The organism is Ilumatobacteraceae bacterium (assembly GCA_033344875.1).
GTDB lineage: Bacteria > Actinomycetota > Acidimicrobiia > Acidimicrobiales > Ilumatobacteraceae > Ilumatobacter.
In genome coordinates this window covers 2,711,735-2,735,058 of record JAWPMO010000001.1, presented here as the reverse complement: position 1 = coordinate 2,735,058, position 23,324 = coordinate 2,711,735, and the positions used below count along the sequence as shown (strand labels likewise).

21 protein-coding genes are annotated in these 23,324 nt (G+C 69.5%); 12 read left to right on the top strand and 9 right to left on the bottom strand.

Going from position 1 to position 23,324, the window contains the following annotated elements; genetic code table 11:
• Entirely contained in the window at window positions 1-1,071 is a 1,071-nt protein-coding gene (disA, locus tag R8G01_12925; protein MDW3214898.1) for a DNA integrity scanning diadenylate cyclase DisA, read from the bottom strand.
• 103 nt (window positions 1,072-1,174) lie between these two features.
• Here disA and R8G01_12920 point away from each other — a divergent pair, with 103 nt between their 5' ends.
• Window positions 1,175-3,433, top strand: coding sequence for a hypothetical protein (locus R8G01_12920; GenBank protein MDW3214897.1), 2,259 nt, complete (start codon window positions 1,175-1,177; stop codon window positions 3,431-3,433).
• Window positions 3,434-3,462: 29 nt separating this feature from the next.
• On the opposite strand, the gene radA is transcribed toward R8G01_12920, so the two are convergent.
• Complete coding sequence (gene radA / locus R8G01_12915) at window positions 3,463-4,809, bottom strand: DNA repair protein RadA (protein MDW3214896.1); 1,347 nt, start codon at window positions 4,807-4,809, stop codon at window positions 3,463-3,465.
• 85 nt (window positions 4,810-4,894) lie between these two features.
• Window positions 4,895-6,976, bottom strand: coding sequence for a hypothetical protein (locus R8G01_12910; protein ID MDW3214895.1), 2,082 nt, complete (start codon window positions 6,974-6,976; stop codon window positions 4,895-4,897).
• A gap of 93 nt (window positions 6,977-7,069) precedes the next feature.
• Here R8G01_12910 and R8G01_12905 point away from each other — a divergent pair, with 93 nt between their 5' ends.
• The 6 genes from R8G01_12905 to R8G01_12880 all read left to right on the top strand — a co-directional run bounded on the left by R8G01_12905 (window position 7,070) and on the right by R8G01_12880 (window position 12,264).
• Entirely contained in the window at window positions 7,070-7,627 is a 558-nt protein-coding gene (locus tag R8G01_12905; protein MDW3214894.1) for a TIGR03086 family metal-binding protein, read from the top strand.
• A 203-nt stretch (window positions 7,628-7,830) separates the two neighbouring features.
• Window positions 7,831-8,214 carry a cupin domain-containing protein gene (locus R8G01_12900; protein ID MDW3214893.1) on the top strand — a complete coding sequence of 128 codons (384 nt, stop codon included), beginning with the start codon at window positions 7,831-7,833 and terminating at the stop codon, window positions 8,212-8,214.
• A gap of 90 nt (window positions 8,215-8,304) precedes the next feature.
• Window positions 8,305-8,589, top strand: coding sequence for a DUF427 domain-containing protein (locus R8G01_12895; GenBank protein ID MDW3214892.1), 285 nt, complete (start codon window positions 8,305-8,307; stop codon window positions 8,587-8,589).
• Window positions 8,590-8,769: 180 nt separating this feature from the next.
• A complete protein-coding gene (locus R8G01_12890) occupies window positions 8,770-9,561 on the top strand; it encodes a class I SAM-dependent methyltransferase (protein ID MDW3214891.1) in 792 nt (263 codons plus the stop codon).
• 51 nt (window positions 9,562-9,612) lie between these two features.
• Entirely contained in the window at window positions 9,613-10,173 is a 561-nt protein-coding gene (locus R8G01_12885; protein ID MDW3214890.1) for a peptidylprolyl isomerase, read from the top strand.
• 879 nt (window positions 10,174-11,052) lie between these two features.
• Window positions 11,053-12,264: a crosslink repair DNA glycosylase YcaQ family protein gene (locus R8G01_12880; protein MDW3214889.1), complete on the top strand. Its 1,212-nt coding sequence runs from the start codon at window positions 11,053-11,055 to the stop codon at window positions 12,262-12,264.
• On the opposite strand, the gene R8G01_12875 is transcribed toward R8G01_12880, so the two are convergent.
• Entirely contained in the window at window positions 12,209-13,075 is an 867-nt protein-coding gene (locus R8G01_12875) for an oxygenase MpaB family protein (GenBank protein ID MDW3214888.1), read from the bottom strand. The genes R8G01_12880 and R8G01_12875 overlap by 56 nt on opposite strands.
• Window positions 13,076-13,113: 38 nt before the next feature.
• Here R8G01_12875 and R8G01_12870 point away from each other — a divergent pair, with 38 nt between their 5' ends.
• The 3 genes from R8G01_12870 to R8G01_12860 are packed head-to-tail and all read left to right on the top strand — an operon-like array spanning window position 13,114 to window position 16,290.
• Window positions 13,114-14,382, top strand: coding sequence for an AI-2E family transporter (locus tag R8G01_12870; GenBank protein MDW3214887.1), 1,269 nt, complete (start codon window positions 13,114-13,116; stop codon window positions 14,380-14,382).
• A complete protein-coding gene (locus tag R8G01_12865; GenBank protein MDW3214886.1) occupies window positions 14,375-15,307 on the top strand; it encodes an asparaginase in 933 nt (310 codons plus the stop codon). Before R8G01_12870 ends, R8G01_12865 begins: the two co-directional genes overlap by 8 nt.
• Window positions 15,304-16,290, top strand: a complete 987-nt coding sequence (locus tag R8G01_12860) for an MBL fold metallo-hydrolase (GenBank protein ID MDW3214885.1) — start codon at window positions 15,304-15,306, stop codon at window positions 16,288-16,290. The genes R8G01_12865 and R8G01_12860 overlap by 4 nt, the downstream gene beginning before the upstream one ends.
• Before the next feature lie 159 nt (window positions 16,291-16,449).
• Here the strand turns inward: R8G01_12860 and R8G01_12855 are convergent, their stop codons facing one another.
• Genes R8G01_12855 through R8G01_12845 form a run of 3 tightly spaced genes read right to left on the bottom strand, consistent with a single transcriptional unit; the run spans window position 16,450 to window position 19,775 of the window.
• Window positions 16,450-17,604, bottom strand: a complete 1,155-nt coding sequence (locus tag R8G01_12855) for an aminotransferase class V-fold PLP-dependent enzyme (GenBank protein MDW3214884.1) — start codon at window positions 17,602-17,604, stop codon at window positions 16,450-16,452.
• Window positions 17,605-17,656: 52 nt separating this feature from the next.
• Window positions 17,657-18,553, bottom strand: coding sequence for a non-homologous end-joining DNA ligase (gene ligD, locus R8G01_12850; GenBank protein ID MDW3214883.1), 897 nt, complete (start codon window positions 18,551-18,553; stop codon window positions 17,657-17,659).
• A 4-nt stretch (window positions 18,554-18,557) separates the two neighbouring features.
• The gene (locus R8G01_12845; protein ID MDW3214882.1) at window positions 18,558-19,775 is read right to left on the bottom strand and encodes a CoA transferase; all 1,218 of its coding nucleotides are present in this window, start codon (window positions 19,773-19,775) and stop codon (window positions 18,558-18,560) included.
• Between the two features lie 97 nt (window positions 19,776-19,872).
• Between R8G01_12845 and R8G01_12840 the strand changes: the two genes are divergently transcribed.
• Window positions 19,873-20,895 carry a pirin family protein gene (locus R8G01_12840; GenBank protein MDW3214881.1) on the top strand — a complete coding sequence of 341 codons (1,023 nt, stop codon included), beginning with the start codon at window positions 19,873-19,875 and terminating at the stop codon, window positions 20,893-20,895.
• Between the two features lie 24 nt (window positions 20,896-20,919).
• Here the strand turns inward: R8G01_12840 and R8G01_12835 are convergent, their stop codons facing one another.
• On the bottom strand, window positions 20,920-21,342 hold the full coding sequence (locus R8G01_12835; GenBank protein ID MDW3214880.1) for a cyclic nucleotide-binding domain-containing protein: 423 nt from the start codon (window positions 21,340-21,342) through the stop codon (window positions 20,920-20,922).
• Between the two features lie 76 nt (window positions 21,343-21,418).
• Window positions 21,419-22,156 carry an SDR family oxidoreductase gene (locus R8G01_12830; GenBank protein MDW3214879.1) on the bottom strand — a complete coding sequence of 246 codons (738 nt, stop codon included), beginning with the start codon at window positions 22,154-22,156 and terminating at the stop codon, window positions 21,419-21,421.
• 488 nt (window positions 22,157-22,644) lie between these two features.
• On the opposite strand from R8G01_12830, the gene R8G01_12825 reads away from it, so the two are divergent.
• Entirely contained in the window at window positions 22,645-23,319 is a 675-nt protein-coding gene (locus R8G01_12825; GenBank protein ID MDW3214878.1) for a Crp/Fnr family transcriptional regulator, read from the top strand.
• Window positions 23,320-23,324 lie beyond the last annotated feature (5 nt).

Below are 23,324 nucleotides of genomic sequence, written 5' to 3'. Positions count from 1 at the left end.
CTAGCTGTACTGGCCGAGGATCGTGTTCTCGGTCACGCGCTCCAAGGTCTCCTTGACCGAGGTCGCGATCTCGGCGTCGACACCCTCGACCGCGGACAGGTCGTCGACCGTGGCCCGCTGCAAGCGTGCGAGGCCGCCGAAGCGATCGACGATCGACGCCGCGACATCGGGGGTCAGCTTGCTGACCCGGCGCAGCAACCGGAGGCCGCGCGGGGCGAGTTCGTCGTCGAGCGAGGCGTCACCGAGGTGCATCGTGGCCAACGCCATGCGGGCGTCGAGCACGTCGTCGTCCCTCATCCGCGACATCTCGGCGACCGTGTCGTCGGCGTGACGGTGCGGCGGCAGGTAGTCGGCGACCACGAGGTCGACCTCGTCGTCGATGTCGGTGTAGATCTCGTCGAGCTGCAACCGGAGCAGACGGGCGTCGACGCCGAGCTCGATGATCATCGTCTCGATCTCGTCGGCGATCCGACGCACCATCTCACCGCGCTGCAGCACGGTGACCACGTCGCGGGCCGTGACCACGTCTTCGATCTCGAGTGCGGTCAGGTTGTCGAGCGCGTCGTCGAGACGGACCTTGTAGCGCTCGAGGGTCTGCAACGCCTGATTGGCCCGGTCGAGCAGCCGACCGACCTCCTGGAGCTGACGCTTCAGGCCGCCGGCGTACACGTTGATGACGCCCATCTCCTCCGACGCCGAGATCACCGGCACGTCGAGCGATCGGGCGACCCGCTCGGCGGTGCGATGACGGGTGCCCGTTTCGCTGGTCGGCACCGTCGGGTCGGGCACCAGGTGCACGTTGGCGCGAGCGATGCGACCACCGTCGTTCGAGATGATGATCGCGCCGTCCATCTTGGCCAGCTCCGATACCCGCTGCGGGCTGAACGGCGCGTCGACCAGGAAGCCGCCCGAACAGATCGACAGCACCTCGGGGTCGTCGGACAGGACGAGCAGCGCACCGGCTTTCGATCGCACGACACGGTCGAGACCGTCGCGCAGTGGCGTCCCGGGTCCGACGCGGGCGAGCGCATCTCGCATCGCCTCGTTCGCACCCCGATATTGACCGTCCACGGGCCGATCCTAGTCGGCGCCGGATCGACCGGCCCGGTCGCGCTCGCTCGATCGGCGAGACAAAGCGTGGTGCGGGGACGGTCGGACGTACTACACAGGGTGGATGAAGTGCGCGCGGCGGAACGTGAGTCTGCTCCTGTGTGGAGCCCTGTTCGTGGTCGGATGCTCCGGCGGCGGTGGAGACGGCGACGCCGAGCCGCCGACGTCGGAGGAGTCCGGTGCCGTCTCCGATGAGGCGTCGAGCGACGGTGACGAGCCGGCATCGGAGCCCGATTCCGAGGACGACGAGGCGGAGGCGACGACCGGGAGCAGCCAACCGGTCGCGACCGAGCCGGTCGACCTCGGCCCGCTCGACACGCCGATCCCGGCCGTCGAACCCGTCTCGGTCGTGCGGGTCGCCGGAGACGACGTCGATGGTGCCGACGAGACCGAGGAGACCATGCCGCCTGCGGACCTGCTCGAGGTCATCGAACGCGGCGTCGCCGCCGGCTCGTTCTCCGAAGCGGAGGGGATCGCCCGAGCGCTGAACGGCGTGAGCGGGCGCGGCGTTCCCACGCCGGGCCTCGGACCCGACGACGCACAGGAAGCGGGTCTCACCGCACTGACGCGTCGGGGCGCCGACCTGTTGGAGAGCGGCGACCTCGACGATGACGAGCGCACGATGCTCGCGGACGCGCTCCGGTTCTTCAGCCCGAGCCAGGAGCTGCTCGATGCGATCAGCGCGCCGGCACCCGGCCCGACCGCCGGCTTCGCGAACGCCTCGTTCGGCACCGGGCCGGCCGTGTCGGCATCGGCGCCGCCGATCGAGATCATCCGTCAGGACTGCTTCGACGTGGTTGCGACCGGCGTGTCGACGAGTGAAGCGCTCGAAACCGGCGACGAGTGCTTCCACTACGTCGAGGAGGTCGTCGACGGTCACGAACTGCGCGTCTACTACTCGTCGACCTGGCAGACCGATCCCGACCAGCTCGCGCTCGTCGACGTCGCGCTCGACGGAATGGTGACGAGCGTCGGCGTCTTCGGCGGCCTCGCGACCGTCGGTGACATCAACGCCGTGTTCAGCATCGGTGCCAACGGGACGACGCTGGCGTCGCAGTCGTACTTCGACCTCGCGACACCGTGTCCGATCACGCTCTTCACGTCGGCGTCCGCCGGATCGATGGACACGTTCCGCCAGACCGTCGCCCACGAGGTCTTCCACTGTGTGCAGGACTGGTCGTTCACGTCGGCGCCGTACGCGACGCACAAGTGGTGGCTCGAAGGCTCGGCTGAATACTTCAGCAACGTCGTGTACCCGTCGGTCAACGACGAACACGGGTGGACCCCCAGCTTCGATTCCAACTCGCTCCGCAACGACATCACACAGATGTCATACGAGAACACCGTGTTCTTCCAGTACTACGCAAACATCCGAGGCGACGACGCGACGATCGACCTGCTGCGAACCGTCTCGGCAGCCGGTGCCACCGTCGAATCGATCGCCTCGACGAGCGGCATGGAGAAACTCTGGCGCGACTTCGTGGTCGCCGGGGCGGCCGACGCGATCTTCGACACCGGCGGTGGCACGGTCGGACGCCTCGGCGCCGTCATCCGGCTCATCCCGGTCGACGCCGTGCAGGCGGTCGAACTCGAGACCTCGCCGATGCGCGCCGCCCGCTATGCGGTGCGGTACATGAAGGGCAAGCGCTACGAGCAGAACACGGACGAGTCGTCGCACGTCTCGGTGGCCTGGGCGAACGAGGCCACCGATCTCGGCGCGTGGACCGAAATGCCCGTCGAAGTGCGTCCGACCTGCGAGAAGAACCGGACGTACATCACGGTGGTGACGACCGCCGAGGAGCCGGTGTCACCGAAGGCCAACGTCAGCACCGCCGAACAAGCGGTGTGCGACCCGTGCCTGCTCGGCACGTGGGGCCTGCAGCTCGGCACGTTCGCCGACTACATCATGACCGTCATGGAATCGGGCGGCGAACAGGTGCCGGGGATGAGCCTCGTCATGGACGGCAGCTACATCTTCGAGTTCGAGGCCGACGGCACCCTGAGCGCCGTGAAGGACTTCACCCTGCTGGCCTCGATCGCGAACGTGGGTGCGGCACCCGCGACCAAACTCACCGGAACGGAGAGCGGCCGGTACAACGCCGACGGGGATCGGATCACGGTGACCGGGTGGCAGGGTGAGTCGACCGCATCGATCGGTGACATCTCGTCGTCGGTCTTCAGCGACGCCCAGGGTGAGGCCTCCGGCTACACGTGCGAGGACGACGTCCTCACCCTGACCACCCTGCCGTACGGGCCGTTGGTGTTCGACCTGCTCGACGGCCCGCCCGAACCACCGCCGATCATCATCGAGACCGGCGGCTGATCGCCGCTTCGTTCGTGCGGTGGCTCGGGCTACGTGAGCCCGGCAGCGGCGAGGGCTTCGGGCAGGGTGCCGACCCGGACGAGGCGGATCGAGCCGCTGTCGGGGGCCGGCGAGTTCTTCGGCGCGATCGCCCGCGTGAACCCGAGGCGCGACGCCTCGCTCAGCCGGCGCGGTGTGTGGGCGACCTGACGGAGCTCACCGCCGAGCCCGACCTCGCCGAACGCGACCATGTCGGACGGGATCGGCCGGTCGGTGATCGCACTCGCGATCGCCAGGCACACCGCCAGATCGAGCCCCGGTTCGACGAGCCGGACGCCGCCGACCGTGGACGCGTACACGTCTTGCTGCTGCACGGCGACCCGGGCCCGCTGCTGGAGCACCGCCAGCAGGAGCGCCAGGCGGTTGCCGTCGATGCCGAGCGCGGTCCGGCGTGCGGGCACGTTGGGTGGGGCAGGGGTGGTGAGCGCCTGCACCTCGACGACGATCGGCCGGTGGCCCTCCATCGTGGGGGCGATCGCCGACCCGGGCACGCCGGTGCGGCGGTCGCCGAGGAACAGCTGGCTCGGGTCGGGCACGCCGACGAGCCCGACGCCCGCCATCTCGAACAGACCGAGTTCGCTGGTGGGCCCGAACCGGTGTTTGGTGGCCCGAAGTAGCCGGAGCGCATGGTGGCGCTCGCCCTCGAACGACAGCACCGTGTCGACGATGTGTTCGAGCACCCGCGGGCCGGCGAGCGAACCTTCTTTGGTGACGTGACCGACGAGGATGACCGGGATGTTGCGGAGCTTGGCGATGTTGACGAGCTGCTGCGCACACCCGCGCACCTGGGTGACCGAGCCGGGTGCCGAGCCGATCGCCGGGTCGTGCACCGTCTGGATCGAGTCGATCACGACGAAGTCGGGCTTGACGTCGTCGATCGCGGCGATGATGTGGGGCAGCGCCGTCTCCGCGAACAGCCACAGGTTGGGGCGAACCGCATCGAGCCGCTCGGCGCGGAGACGCACCTGTTGGGCGCTCTCTTCGGCCGTGACGTACAGCGACTGACCCGTCCAGCCGGCGAGCAACTGGAGCAGGATCGTGCTCTTGCCGATGCCGGGCTCGCCGCCGAGCAGCGTGACCGAACCCGGGACCAGGCCGCCGCCGAGCACCCGGTCGAGCTCACCGATCGCGGTGGTGCGCGGCGTGCTGGCCTTGGGGTCGATGTCGCCGATCAACATCGGGGTCGCGCTGGTTGGCGCCAGCGGTACGGCGTCGGAGGGGAGCGCGACCTCTTCGACCAGCGTGTTCCACTGCCCGCACGACGTGCACTGCCCTGCCCACTTCGGATGCGAGGCGCCGCAGTCGGTGCACACGTGTTCGATCTTCACCTTGGCCATGGGAGCAGTCTGACGTGAGGGTGTGGCAGACCCGGCGATGCGAGGCCAGGGCCCGTCGCCGGCGACCGGGAGATGGCGTCGAGCGCTACTCGAGTTGCCAGGTGATCGGTGCCAGGGGATCGGGGGTGTGCACGCAGTACGTCCCGGTCTGCACGCTCTGTTCGAGATGCGCCGCCACCGCGGGATGGTGTTCGGCCAGGCGCTTCAGCGCATACCGGATCGACCGGGTCGCTGCGGTGCGTGCACGCTCGGCGTCGCTGCCGAGCACTCGCCGTCGGCCGGCGAGCCCCACCGCCCGGGAGAGCTCGGCGATGAGATACTCGCGGTCCCGCTGCGCCAGCTCGAGTCGACCGAGATCGTTGAGCCGCGTGGCCTCCTCGATGTCGTCGTCGACGTCGAGGAGGCGGCGTCGGTAGGCGGCGCGGGCTGCGTCGTCGATCGCCGGGAGCCCCGAGCCCGCCGTCCCCGGCGTCGCCTCGCGATCGCCGGCACCTGCAGGCCGTCCCGACCGATCCGTGCGGATCGAGCCGTGTTCGACGGCGACGAGGTCGAGCACGTGGAACTCGCGACCCGGATCCGCCAGCATCCGCTCGATGTAGCGAAACCCCTGGAGGTCGCGCATGTGAATCGTCAGATCACCGAAGCAGACCTGACGGATGTTGCCGTCGCAGCGGAAGACAGCGACGGGCGTGGCGGTCGAACGCCGCGTCGACGGATGGCCGGACGCACCCGCCAACCGGCTCGTGGCCTGCTCGGCCCACCGGGCCGCTCCGAATGCCTCGAACGCCGTCGCCGCGGCCTGCCACTCGAGCCGCGCCCCGTCGAGGTGGTCCGATCGCTCGCGTGCCTCGGCGAGCACCATGCGCGCCTGGGCTCCCTCGAACGGAGCGCCGACGTCAGCCCAGGCCGCGATCGCCGACGTCGCGTCGTGAACGGCGCCGTCGAGGTCGCCTTCGAGCATCTTCGCCCTGGCGTCGGCGAGCACGGCCGAGGCGGCCAACGACCGACTCGGATACGACGCCGCGATCGCCCGCAACGCATCGGCCGCCCGACGTGTCGACTCGGCGTCGCCGGCCGCGGTCGCGATCTCGGCCTGAGCATCGAGGAGCGGGGCCAGTCGGAGATCGCCGAACGGAGGACGCTCCTTCGACGGGATGTCGAACGGGTGCTCGATCGCATCGGCGATCATCTTCGTCGCGGTCTCGACCTCGCCCTGGGCCAGCCGCACCAGGGCGAGCCCGGGGTGCGGCGACCACGCATGTTCGTGTGCGCCCAGGAACGCCTCTTCGGCACCGACCAGGTCGCCGCGCCGAAGACGGATGTTGCCGAGCTCGACCAACGGCCACCCGAACTCGCGACGCATCCACGGTCGAAGCTCGTCACAGGCACCGAGCGCCTCGGCTTCGGCCGCGTCGCACGGCCCGGACATCCGGAGGATCTCGGCCCGGTGGACCCGACACCGGCCGCCGATCGCGCCGATCCCCCCGCCGTGCCGCCAGAGGTGCATGACCTCCGTCCACTCGGCGGCGCGGTCGTGCAACGCCAGCCCTTGGGCCGCGCAGATCAGCTCGCAGTACATGATCCCCGTCGTCAGCGGGTCGACCGCACCGGACAGCAGATCGATCGCGATCTCGTCGAGCTGGTCGAGCCCGTCGCCGACCTCACCTTCGAGGATGGTGACCCGCGCCGAGCAGACCCGGCCGATCAGCACCATCGACGGCATCTCCAGCCTGGTGCCCAGCTCGATCGCCCGTGCAGCGTGTGACCGGGCGGCCGTCATGTCGCCGCACATGAAGCGTTCGTAGGCGAGGACGACGCTGATGATGGCGTGCGCCGGCGCCTCGCCGAGACCGGTGAGCGCCCGCTCGGCGCGCCGCACCCACGCCCGCACCGCTGCCATCAAGCCGGTGTCCATCATGACGAACATGGCGATCATCGCGGCGGCTCGCGCCGCCTCGGGCCGATCCCCTCGTTCGAGCAGCAGTTCGTGCAGCTCCTCCCACGCGGAGATCGACGCCTCGAAGTCGCCGTCGCCGTAGTGGGCCATGGCCCGGACCTCCAGGCCTGGTGCGTCACCGGACCGGTCGCCGGCCGAGTCGAGCAGATCGAGCGCGTCGCGCCACGCACCTCGGTCGACCGCCTCACGCGCCGCCGAGATGTCACTCATGTCGCATTGTGACACCGATTGTCACGCCTTCTCGTCAGCGCACCGGTTCTCGGGGCGCCACCCGCCGGCAACGGTCGTACGAAAGGCACACGCATGCAACCCATCGAACAGCTCGAACACATCATCCCGACACTGACCGAACTCGTCGATCACATCGACCCGTCCCAGCTCGCCAACCCGACGCCCTGCGACAAGTTCACCGTCCATGACGTGCTCGATCACATGATGGTGCTCGGCGGCACGTTCGCGTACTGGTTCCGGGGCGAGGAAGCACCCGAGATCTCGGCGCCGCCCGTGTACGGCCGGGTTCCCGCCGCCGAGTTCGGTGCGGCGATGGGCGATCTCCTCGAATCGGTGCGGTCGCCCGGCGCGATGGACCGCACGATCGCCACACCGATGGGTGAGATGCCCGGCGGGTCGTTCGCCCGCTTCGTCGCGTTCGACGGCACCGCACACGGATGGGACCTCGCCAGGGGCACCGGGCTCACGTACGAGTTGCCGCCGGCAGTCGTCGATGCGGTCGACGAGTTCGCCCGTGGCGCCCTGACCGACGAGATGCGCGACGGCGACACGTTCAAGCAGACGACCGAGGCGCCCGTCTCGGCCACGCCGCTCGAACGCCTGGTTGCGTTCAGCGGTCGCTCGGTCTGACCGACCTCGTCACCGCGAGCGATTCGACGTCGGGACGATCCGAGCCGCGGGCCCACCGGCACGCACCAGCAACCAACACCAACCACCAGCCACCAACCAACACCAACCAACACCAACCAACACCAACCAACACCAACCAACACCAACCAACACCAACCAACACCAACCACCACCAACCAACACCAACCACCACGGAGCACACCATGCACATGTCCCAGCACGAGATCCCGACCAGGATCGATGCGCCAGGCGCCAAGGCACAGCACCAGGGCCAGTTCGGAACGGCCAACGCCGAACTCGCCGCCGAGTACTTCACCATGGGTGCGGGTGCCGACCTGGCGCCACTGCTCGAAGGTCTCGAGCACGACAGCTGCCACTCTCCGCACTGGGGCTACATGGTCGCCGGCGAGGTGGTCGTGACCTATCGCGACGGCACCGACGAGCGCTGTTCGGCGGGCGATCTCTTCTACTGGCCGCCCGGTCACAGCGTGCGGGTGGAAGCCGACGCCGAACTCGCGATGTTCAGTCATCAGACCGAGCATTCGACGGTGATCGACCACATCGCCACCAAGATGGCGACGGCCTGACCCGCATCGCCCGTTGCCCATCGCCCGTCGTCCGTCGCCGGCGACGGGCGATGGCGGAACAAGGGCTGCGGTGTCGGGGTTGTTCCCCGTATGGCAACCGCAACCTTCAATGGCACCGTCATCGCCCGCTCCGACGACACCGTGATGGTCGAGGGCAACCACTACTTCCCGCCGTCGTCCGTGGTCGACGGAGTGCTCGAACCGACCGATCACTCCACCCACTGCCCGTGGAAGGGTGACGCCGCCTACTACGACGTCGTCGTCGACGGTGAGCGCAGCACGAACGCCGCCTGGTACTACCCGGCGCCGATGGACGCAGCGAGCAACATCGAGGACCACGTCGCGTTCTACCCGGCCGTCACCGTGACCGACTGACCGTCACCGACTGACCGTCACCGACTGACCGCCGCCCGCTCTGTCGAGCGACCGGCACCGAACGACCGCACCGATCGATCGGCACGTCGCTCGGCGGACCGCGCCGTTCGGCGCCCCGGCCGGCACCGTCCGGGCGCTCCGCACGAACGGGATACGGTGGCTCGACCGATCGGAGCAGGGATGGCGAAGTCCAGCGACCACGACACCTGGAGCCTGGGCCACAGCTACGACGAGTACATGGGCCGCTGGAGCCGAGCCGTCGCCGCCCGGTTCCTCGACGAACTGGCACCGGCGCCCGACCTCGAATGGGTCGACGTCGGCTGCGGAACCGGTGCCCTGGCTGCGCGGATCGCCGCCGCCTGCTCGCCGCTCGCGGTGACGGGCGTCGACCCGTCGGCCGATTTCGTCGCTGCAGCGGCCGCGACCGTGACCGCGGCGCGGTTCGAGGTCGGTACCGCCGATGCCCTGCCGCTCGGCCCCGATTCGGTCGACGTCGTGGCCTCCGCGCTGGCGTACAACTTCGTGCCCGATCGACCGGCGGCGCTCGCCGAGTTCCGGCGTGTCTGTCGACCCGGCGGCACGCTGGCGTTCTACGTGTGGGACTACCCGGGTGGCGGGGTGGGGTTCATCGACGAGTTCTGGAGGCATGCGTCGGTCCTCGACCCGGCTGCGGGCGCGCTCGACGAGGCCGCTCGCTTCCCGTTCTGCACCGACACCGGGCTCGCCGGCGACGTGATCGCTGCCGGGTTCGCCGACGTCACCGTGCGCCCGATCGAGATCGCGACACCCTTCGTCGACTTCGACGCCTTCTGGCACCCGTTCACGCTCGGGGCCGGCCCGGCGCCCGGCTATCTCGCCGGTCTCGAACCGGAGGCTTGCGAGCGGCTGCGCGGGGCGTTGGCGGTGACCCTGCACGGACGAACGGAGCGGCTGACCGCACGCGCGTGGGCGGTGACCGCGACCAACCCCTGAGTCGACCCGGTTCGGCGGGTGAGTCGGGCGTACCTCGGTAGGGTGGCTCGCATGGCTTCAGCTTTCCCGCCCTTCGACGGATCCGCGCCCAAGCAGCAGCAGTTCTCCGAACCGCCCGAGATGGGGATCGACCCCGCCAAGCGCTACACCGCCGTGATGAGTACGTCGATGGGCGACATGGTGATCGCACTCGACCCGATCAAGGCCCCGAAGACGGTCAACAACTTCGTGTTCCTGGCGCTCAACCACTACTACGACGACGTGATCATCCACCGGATCATCAACGGCTTCGTGTGCCAGGGTGGCGACCCGACCGGTACCGGTCGCGGCGGCCCCGGCTACCGCTTCGAGGACGAACTGCCCAAGCCGGGTCAGTACGAGATCGGCTCGGTCGCGATGGCCAACGCCGGCCCGAACACCAACGGCAGCCAGTTCTTCCTGATCTCCGGCCCCAACGGTGCCGGCCTGCCGCCGCAGTATTCGCTGTTCGGCAAGATCGTCAAGGGGCTCGATGTGCTCGACGCCATGCAGAACGTGCCGACCGGCGGCGGCGACCGTCCGAAGACCGACGTGGTGATCAACTCCGTCACCATCACCCAACACGACGACTGATCCCTGATTCGGGCCGGATGGCCCGATCGCTGCGTTGCGCTTCGCCGCTCGTTGCCATGAGGCAACTCGGGCTCATCGCGCCTTGTGCTCGAACCATCCGATCCCGAATCAGCAAGCTGATTCTTGGTTCGTCCGACGCGGGTCGGTTGGTGGCTTCTGTCTTGCCCACTCGTGCTGGGCCGGATGGCCCGATCGCTGCGTTGCGCCTCGCCGCTCGTTGCCATGAGGCAACTCGGGCTCATCGCGCCTTGCGCTCGAACCATCCGATCCCGAATCAGCAAGCTGATTCTTGGTTCGTCCGACGCGGGTCGGTTGGTGGCTTCTGTCTTGCCCACTCGTGCTGGGCCGGATGGCCCGATCGCTGCGTTGCGCCTCGCCGACCACAGCAGCGGTCGGTGCGTGTCGCGGTCTTGGGGCTCGGGCGCCCAAGGACGCGACACAGTGACCGGTGCGGCGGCGGTTCGCACGGCTGTGTCGCGGACTTGGGGGTGTCGGGTTCAGGATCGCGACACGGCGCGCTGGATGTCCGCGCCTCCAACCGTGTCGCGGTCTTGGGGCTCCGGCGCCCAAAGGCGCGACAGACTGACCGGTGCGGCGGCGGTTCGCACGGCTTTGTCGCGGACTTGGGGGTGTCGGGTTCAGGATCGCGACACGGCGCGCTGGATGTCCGCGCCTCCAACCGTGTCGCGGTTTCGGGGCTCGGGTGCGCAGGCTCGCGACATGGTGGCCGGGCCGGGCCAGGCCGAGCGGGTGCGGTGAGGTGTGTCGCGGTTTCGGGGCTCGGGTGCGCAGGTTCGCGACACGGTGGCCGGGCCGGGCTCGGTCTGCGTGTGGGGTCGGGTTCTGCGGGGTGTCACACCGGCGTGCGAGGCTGTGCGGATGGGTGGTCGGAGACGGTTGTCGAACGCGCAGGCGCGCCGGATCGCGCTCGGGGCGCAGGGGTTCGGCCACCAGCGGCCCACCGGTCGTGTCGACCGACGCCACCTCCGCAAGGTGCTCGACCACATCGGCCTCATCCAGATCGACTCGGTCAACGTGCTGGTCCGCAGCCAGGAGCTCCCACTCTTCGCCCGGCTCGGACCTCACCCGCGCACGCTGATCGACGACGCCACCGCGGCCGGTGAGCTGTTCGAGTACTGGGTCCACGAGGCGAGCCACGTGCCGATCGCGCAGTACCCCCTTCATCGCTGGGCGATGGAACGTCACCCGAGGTGGAAGGGGTTCCGCAAGTTCGCCGCCGAGCGTGCCGACTTCGTCGAAGCGGTCCGCGAGCGGGTCCGCGCCGACGGCCCGATCGTGGCCGGCGACCTCCAGACCCGCGAGCGCCCGAAGGAGGCGTGGTGGGACTGGGACGAGGGCAAGCTCGCCCTCGAGTACCTGTTCCGTACCGGCGAGGTCGCGTGCACCCGGCGCCCGAACGACTTCGCCCGGCTGTACGACGTCGCCGAGCGGGTGATCCCCGCCGAGATCCTGAACGCGCCGGCGCCGAACGAGGCCGACGCCAAGAAGGAGATGCTCGTGCTCGCGGCGAAGTACCACGGCGTCGGCACCGCCGGTGACCTGGCCGACTATCACCGGCTCGCGCACACCCGCCCGCTGCTCGCCGAGTTGGTCGAGGAGGGGCGGCTGATCGACGTCGACGTCGAGGGGTGGAACCGAGTCGCGTACCTGCACCCCGACGCGAAGCTCCCGCGACGGATCGACGCACGCGCCCTCCTCAGCCCGTTCGACCCGGTCGTCTGGTACCGCGATCGCGCCGAGCGGCTCTTCGGCTTCCACTACCGGATCGAGATCTACGTCCCGGCGGCGAAACGCCAGTTCGGCTACTACGTCCTGCCGGTCCTGCTCGGCGATGCGCTCGTGGGGCGGGTCGACCTCAAGGCCGATCGGGCGAACCGGACGCTGCTGGTGCAGAGCGCGTGGTCCGAACCGGGCGTCGCGGCCGCTCACGTGGCCGACGAGGTCGCGGCCGAACTGGCACTGATGGCCGGATGGCTCGGCCTCGAACGGATCGAGGTCGCGCGGCGCGGCGACCTCAGTGATCAACTCCGACGGGCGGTGCCTGCAACGCCCATCGAAGCGTCCGGGTGACGGCGTCGCCGGCGGGTCGGACCACGACCGCCTCGGCGAGCGGCAACCAGGGAAGACCGAGCGGTCGACGTGCCCAGCGCGGGAGCAGGCCGACCGCGCTCGCCGCCAGGAGCCCGTACGGCGCGCGAGCGGCCAACGACATCGGCGGCTGCCACAGCAGGTAGCGGGCGACGTCGCGGGCCTGCCGGGTCCCGTGCAGCTCGCTCCGGAACGAACGGAGCTGGTCGGCGAGCGAGCGCACCGACTCGGGCGGCGCCGGCACCCCGAGCCCGCGTGCGATCACGGCCATCTGCGCCACGTACTCGTCGGCCTCCGCGTCGGTGAGCGGCTCGCTGCCGTAACGGCGGTACGCGGCGAGGAAGCTGTCGACCTCGGCGACGTGCACCCATCGCAGGAGGTGCGGGTCATCCGCGCGATACGGCCGGCCGTCGGGAGCGACGCCGACGACGTGTTCGTGCACCGATCGGACCCGTGCGACCGCCTGCTCCGACTGCTGGGCCGAACCGAACGTCGTGGCCGCCAGGAAGTACGCGGTGCGCTGGAGTCTGCCCCAGGGGTCGGCGCGGTAGTCGCTGTGGTCGGCAACACCCGCCATCGCCAACGGATGGAGCGACTGCAGGAGCAGCGCCCGAAGGCCGCCGACGAACATCGCGCTGTCGGCGTGCACCCGACGGATCACGGCGTCGTCGTCGAACCACCGCTCGGTCGCCGTCGCGTCGAAGGCCGCGTGACGCTGGGCTGCGTCCGGGCCGGCCACCCGACTGCGGACCTGCTCGGCGATCCACCCCCGCAGGTCATCGTGCGTCGCCATCCCAGCATCGTGACACGCGAGAACTACGCTCGCCTGTCGTGCCGTCGGATTCACCGTTCCTCATCGATCCTTCCGATGACGACGAGGACGTCGCCGAGATCCCCGGTGGCGTGGTCGCCCGCGGTGCGGTCGACCTGCGAGGGCCCGGTGCCCACCAGCGGGTACCGGGTTGGGTCGTGCGTGCGATCGCCCTGTTCTGGATCGGCTACATCGTCGTCGCCATCCTCGGCCGGGTCTGGGATCGTCTCGCCGGCCTCGGACTCCTGCTCCTGATCTCACTGTTCCTGTCGCTCGCGATCGAGCCCGGCGTCAACCGGCTGCACCGGCGACGTGGCTGGCGGCGGGGAAGCGCCACCGCGCTCATCCTGTTCGGTGTGCTGTTCGCGGCCGGCGTGTTCGTCGGTGCGATCGGCACGCTGGTCGGCACGCAGATCGCCGACCTCCTGCAGAACTCCGAGACCTACATCCGCGACACCGTCGACACGATCAACGACACGTTCGGCACCGAACTCGACCCACAGGAGGTGGTCGACGAGTTCAACCGCGACGACGGCCCGGTCCAGCGGTTCATCGACAGCCAGCAGGACAACGTGGTCCAGCTCTCGATCCAGGCCCTCAGCGGGATGCTGGCCGCGCTGTCGATCATGCTGTTCACCTACTACCTCGTCGCGGACGGCCCGCGGCTCCGACGATCCATCTGCAGTCGCCTGCGTCCCGATCGGCAGCGTCAGGTGCTCTCGGCGTGGGAGCTGGCGATCAACAAGACCGGCGGCTACCTCTACTCTCGGGCGCTGCTCGCGCTCCTCTCGGCGCTGTTCCACTGGATCGTCTTCCAGTCGGCCGGCATCCAGGCACCGATCCCGCTCGCGCTCTGGGTCGGGCTCGTCAGCCAGTTCCTCCCCGTCGTCGGCACATACATCGCCGGGCTGTTGCCGGTGCTGATCACCTTCCTCGACGACCCGATCAAGGCGGCGATCGTGCTCGGGTTCATCATCGTCTACCAGCAGATCGAGAACTACTTCTTCGCGCCGCGCATCACGGCCCGCACGATGGAGTTGCACCCGGCGGTCGCGTTCGGTGCCGCGTTGGCCGGGTTTTCGCTGCTCGGCGCCGCTGGCGCGCTCCTCGCGCTGCCTGCCGCGGCGATGTTGCAGGCGATCATCGGCGAGTGGGGGGAGCGTCACACCGTGGTCGACAACGAACTGGTCGAACTCGGCATCCGCCTCGATCGGTTGGCGACCCTGACCGACGATGCGAGCCCGCCCGAGGGCGACGACGCAGACGACGAGGCCCACCGCGATGGGTGAGACCGAACTGGTCGCGATCACCGATCGGTCGGGGTTCGACGAGAGCCGGCACCAGGGAGTGGTCGTCGCGATCGACCGTGAGGGCACGATCGTCACCCGGATCGGCGACGTCGACGCTCCGGTGTACCCACGCTCGTCGAACAAGCCGATGCAGGCCGACGCGATGATCGGGCTCGGTTGGGCGCCGACGCCCGAGCAGTTGGCACTCGCGTGTGCGAGCCACGACGGAACCGCCCGCCACGTCGAGGTCACGTCGAGCACCCTCGCCGACGCCGGCCTCACCGCGTCGGCACTCCAGAACACCGCCGACCTCCCGCTCGACCGACCGACCGCCGACGGCGTGGTGGCCGGCGGAGGCGTCGCCTCGCCGATCCTGATGAACTGTTCGGGCAAACACGCGGCGATGGTGGCCACGTGCTGCCAGAACGACTGGCCGGTCGACGGGTACCTCGACCCCGACCATCCGCTGCAGCGAGCGATCACCGCTCGCATCGTCGAACTCGCCGGTCCGGTCGCGCACATCGGCGTCGACGGGTGCGGTGCCCCCGCCCACGCGGTGTCGCTGGTCGGGCTGTGTCAGGCGTTCCGCTCGTTGGCGGTCGGCCGGGGAGCGGTGTGGTCGGCGATGACCAGCCACCCCGAACTGGTCGCCGGCGAACGACGTGACGCCACCCGCCTCATGCGACTGGTACCGGGCCTGATGGCCAAGGACGGCGCCGAAGGTGTGTTCGCGGCCGCGCTGCCCGACGGGCGTGCCGCCGCCGTGAAGATCGCCGACGGCGCCGGTCGCGCCGCCGGGGTGGTCATCGCCGCCGCGCTCCGCACGGCCGGCGTCGACGTCGACCCCGGCGCACTCGGGTCGCCGATCCTCGGTCACGGCGAGCCGGTCGGTCGGGTCCGGCCGACGTTCGGGGGTGTGAGATGACCGGCCCCGAGTTCCGGTCGCTCGACGACGTCACGTACGGCGCGGTCGAACAGGTCAGCCCGCTGATCCGCCGGGTGATCGCCGAGAACCCGTCGAAGTTCACCTACCAGGGCACCGGCACGTACATCGTCGGTCACGGTGACGTCGTCGTCATCGACCCGGGCCCGCTGCTCGACTCGCACCGCGACGCACTGGCGGCCGCGCTCGACGGCGAGCGGGTACGGGCGATCCTGATCACGCACTGCCACGCCGACCATTCACCGCTGGCCGCATGGCTGCGAGCGGAGTCGGGTGCGCCGACGATCGCGTTCGGTCCGCACCCGCGTCCCGAACCCGGCACCGAGCCGATCGAGACCACCGCCGACGAGACCACCGCCGACGAGACCACCGACGACGAGACCACCGACGGATCGACCGACGGCGTCGAGACCGAGGAGACCACCGACTACGACTTCGAGCCCGACACCGTGGCGGGTGACGGTGATGTGGTGGTCGACGAGGGTGGGCTCCGCATGCGTGCGGTCCACACCCCCGGCCACACGTCCAACCACATGTGCTGGACGCTCGACGCCGAGCGGGCGCTCTTCACCGGCGATCACATCATGGGGTGGAGCACGACCGTGGTGTCACCGCCCGACGGCGACATGACGGCGTACCTCGACTCGCTCCGATGCGTCGCCGGGCGCGACGACGCCGTGCTCTGGCCGACCCACGGGCCGCCGCGCGACGACGCCCGCAGCTACGTGAACGCGCTGATCGAGCACCGACTCGACCGCGAGCGGGGCGTGCTCGAGGCGGTGCGGGCCGGTCGGTCGACCATCCCCGAGATGGTCGCGCTCCTGTACGCCGACGTGCGCGAGGAGCTGCACAAGCCGGCCGGGAGGAGTGTCTGGGCGCATCTCGAGCGCCTGGTCGCCAACGGCTCGGTCGAGGTGGAGGGGATGGGACCCCCGAGGCTCGACGCCGACTATCGAGCGGTCTGAAACAGCTGTCGCGCGGGTGATATCACGCCCGACGGGTCCCCAGGTGGCATGATGGACACACCAACAAGATCGACCGGTCGTTTCGTTCACTCGAAGTGATCGGCCGTACGTGGGGGTGCTTCGGGCGGAGCACCCCCACGTGTCTTTTTCGGGCGGAGGTCAGGCCAGCGCAGCGATTGCGGTTGTGGCCCGGGCCACGTCGCCGAACCGGGTGGTGAGCGGCGACAAGCCGAGCCGGATCACGTCGGGTTCGCGGAAGTCGGCCAGCACCTCGTGGTCGGCTGCCAACCGGTCGGTGATGCGCTGCGCGTCGGGATGGTTGACGCACACGTGGCCACCACGGCGGAGGTCGTCGCGCGGCGTCGCCGAGGCGAGCCCCAGTCGGTCGCAGCACTCGAGCGCGAAGCGACCCAGCTCGGTGGACTTGGCGCGGATCGCGTCGATGCCCGCTTCTGCGGTCACCTCGATCCCGGCCTCGGCTGCGACCAACCCGAGGATGCCGGGTGTGCCGGCGAGCATCCGACCGATGTCGGGCCGCGGCTCGAACGTGGCACCCATCTCGAACTGGTCGGCCCGTGCGAACCAGCCGTGGAACGGCTCGTCGATCCGGTCGATCAGCTCGTGGGCGACGTAGGTGAACGCCGGGGCACCGGGTCCGCCGTTGAGGAACTTGTACGTGCACCCGACGGCCAGCTGCGCACCGGCGGCGCCGAGGCCGACCGGGTGCAGCCCGGCCGCGTGGGAGAGATCCCACACCACGAGCGCACCGGCTTCGTGAGCGCGGGCGGTCTCGGCGGCGAGGTCGACGATCTCGGCCGATCGGTAGTCGATCATCGACCGCACGACCACGGCGACGTCGTCGAGTCGATCGAATCCGGAACGGACCGTGAGTCCGTCGTGGGCGGCGATCGCGTCGACCACGTAGCGGTCGGTCGGGAAGTCGCCGGCATCCACACAGATCACCGAGCGGTCGGGCCGGAGCCGAAGTGCGGCGCGGATGATCTGGTACAGGTTCACCGTGGTGCTGTCGTGGACGACGACCTCACCGGGCCGGGCGCCGATCAACGGCGCGAGTCGGTCACCGACTCGTTGGGGAAGTTCGACCCAGTGTTCCCAGCTGCGGATCAGATCGGTCGCCCAGTCGCCGCGCATCACCGCGTCGACCCGCTCGAGTGTTCGTCGAGGGGGCATCCCCAGCGAGTTGCCGTCGAGGTACGCGAGGTCGGGGTTCGGGACGTGGAATTCGTTCCGCCAGTGCGCCAGCGGGTCGTCACGGTCGAGCCGGTCGGCACGTCGCTGCAGGTCGTCGTTCATCGTCGTGCTCCGTCTCCGTCTGATGTCTCGGGTTCTTGTGACTCACCCGGCGTCAGGTGCCGTCGGCGAGTTCGATGAAGCTCGCGTGTCGCACCAGGCCGTCGTTGGTGAACTCTGCCATCTCGATCGTCGCGGTGAGCTGCGGCTCCACCCAGATCGCCTGGCGTCGGTACGCGGCGGGTGGTGCCGGGTCGAACGGGCACTCGGCAACGGTCAGGTCGGTGAGTCGTCGGTGCAGGGCCTCGAGGGTCCGCTGGTCGAAGCCGGTGCCGACGCCGCCGGCGAACACCAAGGTGTCGTCCTGCCACCGGCCGACGAGCAGCGAGCCGAAGGTCGATGACCGATTGCCGTCTCCGGTCGTGAAGCCACCGATCACGACCTCGATTCGTCGGCGGTTCTTGATCTTGCGCCAGTTGGGCGACCGCTTGCCGGGCACATAGACCGAGCCGAGGCGCTTCGCCATCACGCCCTCGAGACCCTGTTCGTCGGTGGCGGCCAGCAGGGCCTCGCCGTCGCCGACCCGATGGGCGGGCACCAGCCAGCTGTCGCCGGGCTCGACCAGTTGCTCGAGCAGCCGGCGCCGATCCTCGTAGGGGAGCCCGATCGTGTCGTGGTCGTCGATCCGGAGCACGTCGAACAGGTACAGCGCTCCCGGTCGTTCGTGGCGTTGCACCAACTCGAAGCGCGGACGGCCGTCGTCGCCGAGCACGACGAACTCGGCGTCGAGGATGGCGGTGTGGGCGTGGACCCCGGTCGGGAGTTCGGTGAGCTCGGGGTAGGTGGCGGTCACGTCGTGCAGGTTGGTCGACTGGAGGCGAACCTGGCCGTCGTCGACGAACGCCAGCGTGCGGTAGCCGTCGTACTTGATCTCGTACGCCCACTCGTCGTCGTTCGGCGGCAACCGACCGAGACCGGCCTTCATCGGCTTGACCGGGAAGGTCAGTGCCATGTCGTCACCGGGGGAGGTGATCGGAGAGGATGCCGGCCTCGGCGAGTTCGGCGATGTGTTCGTCGGACATGCCGAGGTACTCGCGCAGCACGGCGGCGTTGTCTTCGCCGCGGTACCGGGGCACCCCGGTCACCCCGACCGCCGGTGCGTCGCTGAACTTCCACGGTGCGTTCGGGACCCGGACTCGGCCACCCCCACGGTCGTCGACCGAAGCGACGACGTCGCGTTCACGGGCCCAGTCGGAGTCGCAGACGTCGGCCACCGAACGGATCACGCCGGCGGCGAGCTTGTACCGCGAACACTCGGCCTCGAGCGTGGCGGCGTCGGGCACGGTCGCCGCGTAGTCGGCGATGTGGCCGGAGATCTCGGCGATGTGCTCCTGTCGGCCGGCGACGGTCGCGAACCGTGGTTCGTCGGCCAATTCGGTCCGGCCGATCAGGGTGAGGAACGCTTCGAAGAGTCCCTTCGCCGTCGGGTTCCCGGAGATCGCGACCGCCTCGCCGTTCGCGACGGTCACCACCGGCTGGTCCTCGTTGCCGAAACTCCGAACCCAGTTGGGGTCGATGTCGTCGTCCCACAGTGCGTCGTGGACGTGCTCGTTCACGTACAGCATCACCTGCGCCATCGCGATGTCGATCCACTGGCCGCGACCGGTTCGCTCGCGTTGGTAGAGCGCGGCGAGCACGGCGGCCGCGGCTTCGACCGAGGTGTAGACGTCGGCGTGGCTGTGACGATCGGTGCGGTACACCCCGTCACGCCCGTGGTCGCCCTGCGATTTGGTGAGACCCGTCTCGGCCTGGACGACCGGGGCGTACGCGCGCCGATCCTTCCACGGGCCGGTGGCCCCGTAGCCGGTGATCGATGCGTACACGATGCGTGGGTTCCGGGCCGCCACTGCGGTGTAGTCGAGACCGAATCGCTCCATCACGTCGGGCCGGAAGTTCTCGACGAGGATGTCGGCTCGCTCGCAGATCTGCATCGCGAGTTCGCTGCCCTCCGGTCGGCGCAGGTCGATGCTGACCGACATCTTCCCGGTGTTCTGCTGCGCGTAGTACGAGGGCATGCCGTGGCGGCGGGGTGCCGTGAAGCGGGTGACGTCGCCCGCCGGCGGTTCGACCTTGATGACGGTGGCGCCGAGGTCGCTGAGCATGCGGGTGCAGTGGGGGCCGGACAGCACCCTCGTGAAGTCGGCGACGACGAGCCCTTCGAGCGGTGTGTCCATCCGGCCATCGTTGCCGATCCGGACCGACCACGGGGAATGGAGGTCTCCCCGCTCATCAAAGCTTGCGGACGCAAGGAAACCCGTGTAGCATGGGGCCATGGCCTCCCCGATTCTGCAGACGGTGCCGCTCGGCTTCCAGTGGCAGACCGTCGACCCGTTCCTGTTCTGCGTCCACCACCTCGACCGCTACCCGGCCGCCACCGCAGAACTCGGACCGTCCGCCTCGTTGGCCGACCGGCCCCTCGGTCAGGACTTCGAGCCACGCGACGGCTGGAGGATGTACCACGGTCAGGTGGTCCCCGGGTTCCCCGCTCATCCGCACCGTGGTTTCGAGACGGTCACGTACGTGCGTCAGGGCCTGGTCGATCACTCCGACTCGCTCGGCGCCGCGGCGCGCTACGGCCGCGGCGACGTGCAGTGGATGACCGCGGGTAGCGGCATCGTGCACAGCGAGATGTTCCCGCTGCTCGACCGCGACGGGCCCAACACGACCGAGCTGTTCCAGATCTGGATCAACCTGCCGGCAGCCGACAAGATGGTCGACGCCCACTTCTCGATGTTCTGGGACCGTGACATCCCCCGCGACGTCGCCACCGACGACGCGGGACGCAGGGTCGAGGTGACCGTGATCGCCGGTTCGCTCGGCGAGTCCGAGCCGCCGGCCCCGCCGCCCGCGTCGTGGGCGTCGCGCGTCGATGCCGACGTGTCGATCTGGCACATCGTGATGGAACCCGGCACGACCTGGACCTTGCCGAGCGCCGCCTCCGACGAGACGGTACGCACCCTCTACGTGTTCGACGGCGACGGGGTCGCGATCGCGGGCGAGGAGGTCGGCGGGTCGACCGGGGTCGTGGTCGACCCGACCGCCGAGGTCGAACTGTCGGCGGCGGGACGAGTCGAGATCCTCATGTTGCAGGGCAAGCCGCTGGGCGAGCCGGTCGCGCAGTACGGGCCGTTCGTGATGAACACCCGCGCCGAGATCCAGCAGGCGTTCGACGACTACCAGCGCACGCAGTTCGGCGGCTGGCCGTGGGATCGCGACGACCCGGTGCACGGCACGTCGGGCGAGCGGTTCGCCCGGCACGCCGACGGGGTCACGGAGACCGCCGACGCGGCCTGATCGGTGCCGCCGTCGGAGCGGCCGTCAGTGGCTGTGATGGTCGGAGTTGTCGACCACGCGGCCGGCGACGATCGGCAGCATCTTGGCCGCGATCGTGGGCACGCGGGTGAGCAGCGTCGTGAACTCGCGCCCGTCGATGTGCAGGACCACGATGTCGCTCTTGGCGGTCACGGTCGAGTTCCGGCTCGAGTGGGCCAGCAGCGCCATCTCGCCGACGAAGCCGCCGGACCCCACGTCGGCGACGTGGGCACCGTCCTGGGTCACCTCGACGGTGCCCTCGATCAAGACGTACATCTCGTGGGCGCGTTCGCCCTCGCGCATGAGCACCCGTCCGGCGGGAAAATCGAGCTCGGTGGCGGTCAGGCCGACCGCGTCGAGCTCTTTGGCGTCGAGGCTCGCGAACAGCGGAACCTCTCTGAGATGTTCATGATGCGACTTCTTCGCCACGTGCGCCCCCTCTGTGCGTTGATCGGAACTCTAGACGCTGCGAGCCGCGCGGGCGGAGTGGCCGCCGCGACCGCGGTCAGATGAGCTGCGTGGCCCCGCCGTCGACGACGAAGATCTCGCCACTGGCGTACCGGTTGCGCACCAACGCGAGCACCGCCTCGGCGCAGTCGTCGGGGGTCGCCGACCGGGGCACCGGGTTGCGGGCTTCCATCGCCCGGTGCTGGTCCTCCCAGTCGCTCGTCCAGGGCGTGGCCACCAGGCCGGGGGCGACCGCGTTGAAGCGCAGCGGGCCGTACGACTTCGCGAGCAGCCGCGTCATCTGATTGAGCGCCGCTTTCGACATCGAGTAGGCCATCGACGAACCGACGGGACGAATGCCGGCGATCGAGGTGATCGTCACGACGTTGCCGTCGTCGACCTCGCGGAGGTGGGGGATCGCCGCCTTGGTCAGCCACCAGGTGCCGTACACGTTGACGTCGAAGGTCCGCTCGAAGATCTCGTCGGTGAGTGCGTCGAGGTCGCGATGGTCGACACGAGTGGTCCAGCCGGCGTTGTTGACGAGGACGTCGAGGTGCCCGTACCGCTCGATCACCCGGTCGATGAGGGCACGCGCCTGCTCCCGATCGCTGATGTCGGCCTGCAGGTACGTCGCATCGTGGCCGAGCTCGGCGGCGACCCGCTCGCCGGCCTCGACCGACGATGCCGAGTTGACCACGATCGTGGCACCGAGGGCGGCGAAGCGGCGAGCCACCGCCTCCCCGATTCCACTGGACGAACCCGTGACGAGGATGACGCGACCTGAGAATTCCGACATGGATCCGGACCCTAGAGCGTCGGATCTCGGGGCGACGATGTCGACCGTCGCGATCGTGGGGCCCCTCTCCCGAAGGGTGCCCCACGATCAGCTCCGTGGAAGAGGCCGAAGAAGCGTGTGGTCGACGCTGTGGAGAGCCTCGTTGACGTATCCGAACGGCATCACACACGAGTCGGCGGACTTCCGCCGTTCCGACGACTCGCCGCCGGTGTGATGCGATCCGAACACTGGCGCCGTGCATTCGGTCGGTCCCAGGTTCCCATGAGGGTGCTGCCCGATGTGGGCGGCGGTCGACGTGATGGACGGCATGCACCCATGATGCGCTGACCACCAGCCGGGGTGCAGCGTCCTGGAACCCCCGGCGCTGGGTATTGGTACTCAGCGATGTCTTGGTGCTCAGACGCCTTGGTGCTCCGTGACGGATCGCGGTGCGTCGCTCACTCGCCGTGATTGGTATCGGGCCGGTTCGTGGTTCATGATGGGCCCCGATGGGGATCGACGATCTTGCCGAACCGAGCTGGCTGAGCGCCACCGATCTGGGGCAGCTGCGCGAGCTGGGCACGCGACGCTCCCTGCCGGCGGGCGCCACCCTGTTCCTGGAGGGCGATGCCCCGTACGACCTCATGATCATCGAGTCGGGCGACATCAAGCTGGTCACCACGGCGCTGAACGGTCAGGAGACGCTGCTCGACGTGTTGAGCGCCGGCGAAGTGCTCGGTGAGCTGTCGGCGATCGACGGCACCTCCAGGTCGGCGACCGCCGTGGCGCTCACCGCCGTCGACCTGACCTCAATCCCGGTCGACCGGTTCCTGACCTTCCTCCAGCAGCACCCGGCCTCGATGGGGGCGCTGTTGGCGGTGACGGTGCGACGACTCCGGTTGTCGAACCGGCGTCAACTCGAGTTCACCACGTCCGACGCGCTCGGCCGTGTCTGCGCCCGCCTCGACGAACTCGCGGAACGCTACGGCAGCGCCGATGCCCCCGACGCGGTGCACATCGACCTGCCGATCACGCAGACCGAGCTCGCCCAGTGGTGCGGTCTGTCGCGCGAGGCGGTGGTCAAGGCGCTCCGCAAGCTGCGCGACCTCGGTTGGGTGTCGACCACCGACGGTGCCGTCACTGTGCTCGACCGCGACGCGCTCCGGGCCCGCGGCGAACTCTGAGCGGG

Bases quoted from the DNA above. Each gene is read 5' to 3' on its own strand.
- R8G01_12920 (MDW3214897.1), top strand. From the start codon at position 1,175: ATGAAGTGCGCGCGGCGGAACGTGAGTCTGCTCCTGTGTGGAGCCCTG.
- radA (MDW3214896.1), bottom strand. From the start codon at position 4,809: ATGGCCAAGGTGAAGATCGAACACGTGTGCACCGACTGCGGCGCCTCG.
- R8G01_12910 (MDW3214895.1), bottom strand. From the start codon at position 6,976: ATGAGTGACATCTCGGCGGCGCGTGAGGCGGTCGACCGAGGTGCGTGG.
- R8G01_12905 (MDW3214894.1), top strand. From the start codon at position 7,070: ATGCAACCCATCGAACAGCTCGAACACATCATCCCGACACTGACCGAA.
- R8G01_12900 (MDW3214893.1), top strand. From the start codon at position 7,831: ATGCACATGTCCCAGCACGAGATCCCGACCAGGATCGATGCGCCAGGC.
- R8G01_12895 (MDW3214892.1), top strand. From the start codon at position 8,305: ATGGCAACCGCAACCTTCAATGGCACCGTCATCGCCCGCTCCGACGAC.
- R8G01_12890 (MDW3214891.1), top strand. From the start codon at position 8,770: ATGGCGAAGTCCAGCGACCACGACACCTGGAGCCTGGGCCACAGCTAC.
- R8G01_12885 (MDW3214890.1), top strand. From the start codon at position 9,613: ATGGCTTCAGCTTTCCCGCCCTTCGACGGATCCGCGCCCAAGCAGCAG.
- R8G01_12880 (MDW3214889.1), top strand. From the start codon at position 11,053: ATGGGTGGTCGGAGACGGTTGTCGAACGCGCAGGCGCGCCGGATCGCG.
- R8G01_12875 (MDW3214888.1), bottom strand. From the start codon at position 13,075: ATGGCGACGCACGATGACCTGCGGGGGTGGATCGCCGAGCAGGTCCGC.
- R8G01_12865 (MDW3214886.1), top strand. From the start codon at position 14,375: ATGGGTGAGACCGAACTGGTCGCGATCACCGATCGGTCGGGGTTCGAC.
- R8G01_12860 (MDW3214885.1), top strand. From the start codon at position 15,304: ATGACCGGCCCCGAGTTCCGGTCGCTCGACGACGTCACGTACGGCGCG.
- R8G01_12855 (MDW3214884.1), bottom strand. From the start codon at position 17,604: ATGAACGACGACCTGCAGCGACGTGCCGACCGGCTCGACCGTGACGAC.
- ligD (MDW3214883.1), bottom strand. From the start codon at position 18,553: ATGGCACTGACCTTCCCGGTCAAGCCGATGAAGGCCGGTCTCGGTCGG.
- R8G01_12845 (MDW3214882.1), bottom strand. From the start codon at position 19,775: ATGGACACACCGCTCGAAGGGCTCGTCGTCGCCGACTTCACGAGGGTG.
- R8G01_12840 (MDW3214881.1), top strand. From the start codon at position 19,873: ATGGCCTCCCCGATTCTGCAGACGGTGCCGCTCGGCTTCCAGTGGCAG.
- R8G01_12830 (MDW3214879.1), bottom strand. From the start codon at position 22,156: ATGTCGGAATTCTCAGGTCGCGTCATCCTCGTCACGGGTTCGTCCAGT.
- R8G01_12825 (MDW3214878.1), top strand. From the start codon at position 22,645: ATGGGGATCGACGATCTTGCCGAACCGAGCTGGCTGAGCGCCACCGAT.